Genomic DNA, 7,798 nt, shown 5'->3' on the forward strand with positions numbered 1-7,798 from the left:
CCGCCGCCTACTGGCGGCTGACCGCCCGCGTCACACCCGCGACGGTCGCCGTGGCGAGGATCCAGCCGGTGACGACGAGCGCGTACGACAGCCACTGGTGCCAGCCCCCGGGCGCGAAGGCGCGCTCCTGCCCGAAGTCGATGACCGGCAGGAGCAGGTCGAGGGTGTAGAAGACGGGGTTGAAGCCGGGGGCCTCGTCGGCCTTCAGGGGGCGCGGGTGGTCGAGACCGTACGCCACCGACCCGACCGCCAGCAGCGACAGCAGCCAGACGGCCGCGCGCAGCAGACGGAACCCGTAGCCGACGGTCACGTCCTGCACATGGCCCCACAGCCGCCCGTACCAGGGCAGCGTGGCGCGTCTGCGGCGCTGCTTGGCGAGCTGGACGAGCCGTGCCGCGTCGTCGTCGCCGATCCTGCGGTACGCCGCCGTCAACTGCTCGTAGGCGTACGGCTCGTACCGGTCGCCGCCCGCCAGCATCGGCAGGCGGCGTTCGGCGGGTTCGTGCGGGGCGAGGGTGGTGTAGGTGAGGTTGTTCAGCAGCACCTTCTCCGGGAGCTTCTCGGGAGTCATGTTCAGCAGGTCGATGTGGGCGCGGCGCATGACGAGGTCGCCCTCGACACGGTCGCCCAGGTACAGCCAGAGCTCGCTGATGACGGAGCTGCTCACCCGCAGCGCCGTGCCGCCGGGATGCGACAGCCGGGCGCCCATCAGGTCGAGCCTGCCGGGTATGCGCGCGCCGCGGAGGTCGATCCCACCCTCCGTACGCAGCCCCCGCGCCCGCAGGTCGGCGCCCACCGTGAGACCCGTCGCGTCGAGCGCCGTGCCGGAGAGGGCGCGCAGCTCGGCGTCCGTCAGGTCGGCCACCCCGGCTATGGAGGCTCCGTCCAGCCGTACCCGGCCGTGCGCGCGGATGCCCTGGGCCAGCAGTCCGTCGCCGATCTCCGCGTGGTTGAGCTGGAGCACGGGCTCGGCGGCGTCCCGCGCCCGGAACTCGGCCCGTTCCAGGAACAGCGCCCTGGTGATCTTCAATCCGCTCAGCCCTACCGGCCCCCGTACCCGGCAGTCCGACATCCGCAGGACACCCTCGACGTGCAGGGCCCCCGCGTCCAGGCCGGGCAGCACGGAGGCGCGGAGATTGAGCTGACGGAACTGCGCCCCGTACAGCAGGGGTGTCGCGTCGAAGTGACAGTGGCTCAGCCGGACGGGCGTGCCGACAGCCGCGTACATCAGGTGCAGGACGCCGGTGATCCGCGCGCCGGTGAGCCTCAGCGCGGCGATCTCGCCGTCCTCCTGCGCCCCCGTGAGCAGCAACGCCCGCAGCACGCTCGCCCGGACGGTCCGCTCCGGCCCCCAGCCGCCCCCGCGCGTGACGTCCTCGTCGCCGGATGTGCGGAAGTCGACGGACGCCCCCCGGGGAAAGGCGTCCCACACGCGTCGCTCGGCCGGGGTCAGATCGTCGATCATCATGGGTGCGGACTCTGACCGCCGCCGCCCGGGGCTGTCAACGCAGTTCGACGCCGGCGGTCAGGAACGGTCCTCCCCGTGCCACACCGCGTCGTGCGCGCGGTGCGCGTCGGTCAGTCCGTGCCGGAAGAACCGCTCGTAGTACTCGGTCTCGACGTGGTGGACCTGGAGCCACACGCCCGGCACGTGGACGGCGTCGGTGTGCGCGGGGAAGCGGCGATGCGTGCGCAGGACGTACGCGCAGACGTCCCGGACACAGTCGATCACCCGCTCGTCGTACTCGGCCGCCTCGGCCAGGTAGCGCCGCCCGTAATCGTCGCGGTAGATGCGGGCGAAGACGTCCGTGTCGGTGTACGTGCCGCCGGGGCCGAACTTCCGGCGCACGACCGCGTCCACGGCGTCCCGCATCGAGGCGTACGCGGGCGGGCACGCGGCCTCGATCAGCGTCTCGCCCTCCGGTGAGCGCAACCCGACCGGATGGGTGCGCGTCCGCGCGTGCCGCGGCCCCCGGACGTGCCAGCGCCACAGGTCGGCGGGGTGCCAGGACGGCGTGACGTGGATGAGGCCGAGCATCCCGCCGTACGTCCGCGCGTACTCGGGGTCGCCGAGCGCGATCTGGGGGAGGAGCGAGGAGTGGATCCAGGCGCCCAGGCCCATCGCCTCCGCCGTCAGTGTCAGGTTCTGCAGCAGCAGGTCCGCCTCGATCTGGGTGCGCAGGGGGCCGAGCGCGCCGAGCGGTATCCGGATGTCCTTGTTGAGGAACCCGTTGCGGACCCATTTCCCCACCCCGGCCGGGCGGTACAGGTTCCGGTCGTCGACGAGCGTGGGCCGGGTCCCGTCCGGCTGGGTGAGCAGGTACATGAGCGCGTTGATGTACTGGCGGGACACGTCGACCACGGGGAAGAGCACGGTGGTGCCGGGCAGGTTGGACAGCACCCGGTTGGAGTCCAGGTACGCCGGGAAGCCGCGCCGCCCCACGGCCGTGTCGAGGCGGTGGTCCAGCACCTTCACCTTCGCCTCGCGCGCCCTCGCCACGAGGATGTCCGCGTCGAACGGCCGGTGCGGCGGGGCGGCCGGCTCGCGCAGGAAGTACGTGCCCGTGTCGTTGATCAGGAAGAAGCGGGTGGCCTGCGCGTTGTCCGAGCTGCCCGCGCTGCGGCCCGTCATGGTCGCCAGGTTGGGCTTGGCCATGACGGGCTCGCCGCTGTCCGGGTCCTCGAAGGGCCGGTCGGGCATGGTGAGCCCGGTGGGTCCCGTCAGCGCGACGAGGACCGCCTCCTCCAGCTCCGTCAGGGGCTCCGGGGCGTGTGCGGAGGCGTGGCTCATCGAGCCGGCGGGCACGGACGCGCCCCGGGCGACCCGGTGGGTACGGCGCTCCCACAGGGTCCGCAGCAGGGGCCGCCGCAGCAGGTCGTCCAGGCCCGGGTGCCCCGTGCCGCCGTCCGCCGGCCGCCCGTCGGGGTCGTCGCCGTCGCCGGACCCGGTCACGTGGTGTCCCCGGTGCCCGTCCGCGCGACCGTCCGCCAGGGCGCGAACGCGCTCGTGTGCCGCGGCAGCAGCCCGGCGAGCTCCGGGCAGTGGCGCAGCACGACGGAGGTCATGCCGCCCTCCCGCACCCAGTCCAGACCGAGCGGGGTGTAGACCTCGGGCCGGTAGTCGACGGTGAGGAAGCGGTCGCTCTGCAGCCGCCTGCTGGCCATCAGGACGAAGACGCGGAACGCCGTGTCGCTGAAGCCGAAGCCCCTGGGCGGGTTCTCCGCGAACAGGCCCACCATGGTGTCGACCTCGTCGACCGAGCGGTAGACCTCCTTGAGCCGGTCCACGGTCTCGGGATGCGGCGACAGCTCCTCGAAGGACCTCAGACGCGGTTTGTGCAGGCCGGCCCGGAAGTCGTTGTAACGCGGAATGGCACGCCGGCGGGCGCGGACCAGGTCGACGACCGACAGGTCGATGATCTCGCCGTCCCGCTCGAAGTGCTGCAGCGCGCGCGGGTGGTTGTGCAGGGTGACCGCTCCGGGGTGCGCGACGCCGAAGGAGTACAGGGTGTTCGCGAGACCCGTCTCACGGATCCGCTTCTCGGCCCGGTCGCTCTGGATCTCCGTGAACCCCACCGTCTCCCGCCGCTGCCCGGAGTCGTGGTCGTACAGCTCGAAGTCGTCCGGGAGCAGGGGGTGCATCCGGTAGACGGTGATGTACTCCTCGGTCAGCGAGAACGGCACCCCGTGGTGGTGCGGCAGCGTCCCCGGGATGCCGGTCCGCGCCCGGTTCTCGAACAGCCACAGGCCGAGCTGGGTCGGCCAGGTCCTCGGCGGGCCCTCCCAGTTGGTCCGCATGGCGATGCGGACGGCCTCGGTGCCGAGGACCGCCGGGGTCCACTCCAGGGTGTGGATCTTGGCGATCAGCGCGGAGACCACCAGCCGCGCCGTCTGGTGGATCCGCTCCTCGGTCATCGCCGGGTACGCGGCGCGCAGCGCCCCGCACACCGCGTTGTGCTCACGGGCGAACAGGGTGTGCAGCGCGCTGAGCCCCATCCACCAGCTGTCGTGGAACCCGGTGTGCGGGATGCCGTGCGGCCCGGCCGGCAGGAAGTCGTCCTCCAGGCGCAGCCCCGCGCCGCCGCCCGGCTCGCGCAGCGACCGCGCGGTGTACTTGTCCGAGCCGTACAGCTCCGACCCGTCCCACCAGTGCGAGACGGTGTTGCGGAACACCGGGCAGCCGCCGCCGGGACGGTCGACGGCCCTGTTCTCCGCGATCCGCATGACGCTCTCGGGCGGTCCGCCCGGTGTGTTGCGCCAGGGGCCGGTGCCGGGCGGCAGCGGCACCTCCACGCTCCGCTCGCCCGCCTTGTACCGGGGGTGGTCGACCCAGTCGTGCACCTGGAACTGGATCCACGCGGCGGCGAGGACGTTGAGCGAGGTTGCGGGCAGGAAGGTCTCGCGGTGCAGCAGCCGGCGGCTGACCGTGACCGGGTTGGGCACGTCGAAGAGGCCGGGCCGGAGAACGGGCGTCAGGTTGCGCCCGAAGACGGCACCGGCCGCGCCCATCGCGGGGTCGGACAGATCGTTGTACTGCCCGTCGTACGACCGCTCCGTGCGCAGCCGCTCGGGCACGGGGGCGGGTACCGTCTGCGCCGTCGGCGGGCCCTCGTCGCGGGGTCCGCCGTCGTGCAGGTTGTGCCGGCGCAGCACCTTCCGCAGGAGGATCAGGTTCAGCAGGCTCAGCCGCGGCGGCAGCCGGTGCCAGGGCACGAAGCGGTTCAGCAGCCCGAACACGGCGGTCGCGACGGGCGCGAGCAGCCGGTTGCGCAGCGGCTCGTCGTCGGTGAAGCGCATGCCGAGCCGGTGGGCGCTCGACGCCTGGTACGCGGCCTTCCGCGCCCGGTTGAGGTTGCCCAGCGGACGGAACTCGTCGGTCGTGTACCAGGGGTTGAAGGAGAGCTCCTCGATCCGCCGGGCGGCCGCGAGGGCCTCCGCGCTCCCCAGGTCCTGGGCGGGGAGGGTGAGCCGGCCGACCGGCAGCGCGGGGGCGACGGCGTCCTTCCACTCCACCGAGGCGTCCTCGACCGGGGTGCGCCGCTCGTCCACGTACCGCTGCACGCACAGCTCGAAGGCGACGTCCGCCGCCGCGATCCGCCGGGCGAACTCGCGGTGCAGGAAGTCCGGGTCGGTGCGGTCGGGCGCCGCCGCGGCCGGGGTGCCGGGCGCGGGACGCAGCAGGTAGCGCACGGGGCCGGCGTTCCCCCACAGCAGGGCGCCGCGGCTCCAGTAGGTCTCCGTCGCGAGGGAGCCGACGACCCGCCGGGTGACGGCCCGGACGTTGCCGCGCATCCGGCGCGCGGTGCCCCATCCCACCGCCAGGGGCAGCTTCACCAACAGCCCGAACGCCTTCGTCACCGGGTTCCGGGCACCCGCCATCGCCTTGGCGAACGCGACGAACTCGCGCGCGTCGCGGGCGTGCGAGACGGGATGGCTGCTCGCCAGCAGATCGTGGCTCTCCTCCGGGGACACCCGCACCCGGACGGCGATCCCGTGCAGGTCGTGCACCCTGTCCGGCTGCCGGATCCCGCTCGCGTTGGACAGCCGTACGGTCGCCGGGTACTCGGCGCCAGGCTGCGCGAAACCGGCGCGCAGGGCCGCGGGGAGGTCGTCGTGGAAGCGCAGCCGGGCGTTCTCCACGCCCACCGGCGCCTTGGCGTGCAGGGCGCGGGCGATCCCGCCGCCGGCCGCCCGCCGGTTCCGTGCCTGGACCCGCATCATGTCCCGGGCCAGGTCCTCGAACTCGCGCCGCTCCGCCTCGGGATCACCGCCGGCGTACCGCTCGTACCGCCGCCGGTGCCGCCCTGTCTCAGCCGTCGTCGCCATCGTCGTCGCCTCCGTGCGTACGGATGTGAACGGCGCGGGGGCCAGCACGCTACCGGCGGCGCCACGCGGTCGCAGCGGCGCTTCCCGCCATGTGCGCGGCCCCGCACCCCCGTGCAGGCAGTGGCACGTGCGCATGCGGCGGGCGGGTTCGCCCCGGACACGGGGCCGGCCCGCGCTCCCCTTCCCCGGCCGCCCCGGCAACCTCACCCGGCGGGGCGGGGATTGGCCGGGGAACGACTGCCGATATGAGCCGCGGCGGTGATGTGCTCGGGCTCCCGCTGCTGCCACGACCCGGGGGGAGGGCGATCATGCGGGACGAACACAGCGCGACGGGCCCGAGCTACGCCGAGGTACGGCCGCTCAAGTCCGAGACCGATGTCGAACCGGGGCTCACCGGCTTTCCGGTCTACCCCGACCTGGCGGAACGGCTCCTGGAGGACAAGGGGCAGCCGGACCCCGACGGAGTGATACCGCACGTGATGGCGACCTGCTCGGCGTACGCGTACGCCGGCTTCGGCATGCGGACCGACCCCGAGACCATGACCATGATCACGACGCGGCTCGGTCTGGAGCGCAGCGAGTGCTGGTCGGTGGAGCAGCGCGTGGACGCCATGTACATCGCGTCCGGCGCGTACCTGATCCAGGACCGGGACCGCCGCGTCGCGATCCTCTGCTACCGCGGCACCCAGCCCGAGGACATCATCAGCATCCTCACGGACGCCGACGTGCGTCCCGAGATGCTCTCCGTGGAGCTGGACGGCAAGCGGTACGAGGTGCACGCCGGCTTCTACCGCAATGTGCGGGCCACCCGTCATCTGGTCGTCGAGGCGCTGAACCGCGCGCTGGACGGGCAGTCCGTGGTGCCCGGCGTCTCCGGCACCCGCGGCGAGGGACTCAGGGCGCTCTACATCACCGGGCACAGCACGGGCGGCGCCATGGCGGCGCTCATGGCGGTGATGCTCACGCACGAGCCCCGCTACCGGCGCATCGCCGAGAAGCTGAAGGGCGTCTACACCTTCGGACAGCCCATGGTCGGCGGTCCGGACTTCGCGCGGGCCTGCGAGGAGACGGCCGGCCCGTCCGGCTTCCCCGTGCTGCGCGAGCGTCTGATCCGCTACATCTTCGACCGGGACCTGGTGCCCGCGCTGCCGCCCCGGCCGGTCGGACCGTACGCGCCGTTCGGCCGGGAGTTCCACTACCGCAGGCCGCGCAGTCTGGGGAACACGCTCCTGGAGTCGGCGCTCGACTCGGCGCTGGAGGCGCTCACCGTGCCGGGCGACACGGCGCGGATGATGCTGTCGCGCCCGCTGGCGGGCTGGGGCGACGCCACGGTCCGGATGACGGACGCGGTCCGCCGGTCGCTGGAACCGCTGCTGCACGCGCGGGCCACCGGATGGACCGAGAACGTCGATCCGAGGCCGCACTATCCGCAGATGGACAGCCTCGCGGGGCTCGCCGTCGTCGCCCCGCTGGCGTTCTTCGCGGCACGGCTCGCCCTGACCCGCACGATCCCGTTCAAGTACTCCTTCGACGACCACGGCCCGAGCCACTACGTGAACGCGCTCGCCCCGCCCGGGGTGCTGAGCGAGTTCGGCGACGTGCTGTAGAGGGCCCGGGACCGGCACCGCCCCGCCCGCCGTGAGAAGGCGGACGGGGCGGTGGTGCTGCGGGCGGAGGCGGCGAGCCTACTTCGTCGCCGCCTCGACCGCGTGGCCGCCGAACTGGTTGCGCAGCGCGGCGATCATCTTCATCTGCGGGGAGTCCTCCTGGCGGGAGGTGAACCGGGCGAAGAGGGACGCGGTGATCGCGGGCAGCGGGACGGCGTTGTCGATGGCCGCCTCCACGGTCCAGCGGCCCTCGCCGGAGTCCGACGCGTAGCCGCGCAGCTTGTCCAGGTGCTCGTCGTCGTCGAGGGCGTTGACCGCGAGGTCGAGCAGCCAGGAGCGGATGACGGTGCCCTCCTGCCAGGAGC

4 protein-coding genes and 1 pseudogene are annotated in these 7,798 nt (G+C 73.2%); 1 reads left to right on the forward strand and 4 read right to left on the reverse strand.

Translation table 11 applies throughout. From position 1 onward, the window contains the following. Window positions 1-7: 7 nt before the first annotated feature. From IEZ04_RS29085 to IEZ04_RS29095, 3 genes are read right to left on the reverse strand one after another with little or no spacing between them, the layout of a single operon-like run. Window positions 8-1,468 (reverse strand): pentapeptide repeat-containing protein, encoded by a 1,461-nt coding sequence (locus IEZ04_RS29085; protein WP_189219965.1) that lies wholly within the window; start codon window positions 1,466-1,468, stop codon window positions 8-10. 57 nt (window positions 1,469-1,525) lie between these two features. Further along, on the reverse strand, window positions 1,526-2,953 hold the full coding sequence (locus IEZ04_RS29090) for a hypothetical protein (protein ID WP_229821345.1): 1,428 nt from the start codon (window positions 2,951-2,953) through the stop codon (window positions 1,526-1,528). Next, window positions 2,950-5,826, reverse strand: a complete 2,877-nt coding sequence (locus IEZ04_RS29095; RefSeq protein WP_189219966.1) for a peroxidase family protein — start codon at window positions 5,824-5,826, stop codon at window positions 2,950-2,952. Before IEZ04_RS29095 ends, IEZ04_RS29090 begins: the two co-directional genes overlap by 4 nt. Before the next feature lie 308 nt (window positions 5,827-6,134). On the opposite strand from IEZ04_RS29095, the gene IEZ04_RS29100 reads away from it, so the two are divergent. Next, window positions 6,135-7,433 carry a lipase family protein gene (locus IEZ04_RS29100; protein ID WP_189219967.1) on the forward strand — a complete coding sequence of 433 codons (1,299 nt, stop codon included), beginning with the start codon at window positions 6,135-6,137 and terminating at the stop codon, window positions 7,431-7,433. 78 nt (window positions 7,434-7,511) lie between these two features. Here the strand turns inward: IEZ04_RS29100 and IEZ04_RS29105 are convergent. Then, window positions 7,512-7,798 (reverse strand): annotated as a pseudogene (locus IEZ04_RS29105) (6-phosphogluconate dehydrogenase); the annotation flags it as partial.

It is taken from the genome of Streptomyces ruber (assembly GCF_014648075.1).
Lineage (GTDB): Bacteria > Actinomycetota > Actinomycetes > Streptomycetales > Streptomycetaceae > Streptomyces > Streptomyces ruber.

Bases quoted from the DNA above. Each gene is read 5' to 3' on its own strand.
- IEZ04_RS29100 (WP_189219967.1), top strand. From the start codon at position 6,135: ATGCGGGACGAACACAGCGCGACGGGCCCGAGCTACGCCGAGGTACGG.
- IEZ04_RS29085 (WP_189219965.1), bottom strand. From the start codon at position 1,468: ATGATGATCGACGATCTGACCCCGGCCGAGCGACGCGTGTGGGACGCC.
- IEZ04_RS29095 (WP_189219966.1), bottom strand. From the start codon at position 5,826: ATGGCGACGACGGCTGAGACAGGGCGGCACCGGCGGCGGTACGAGCGG.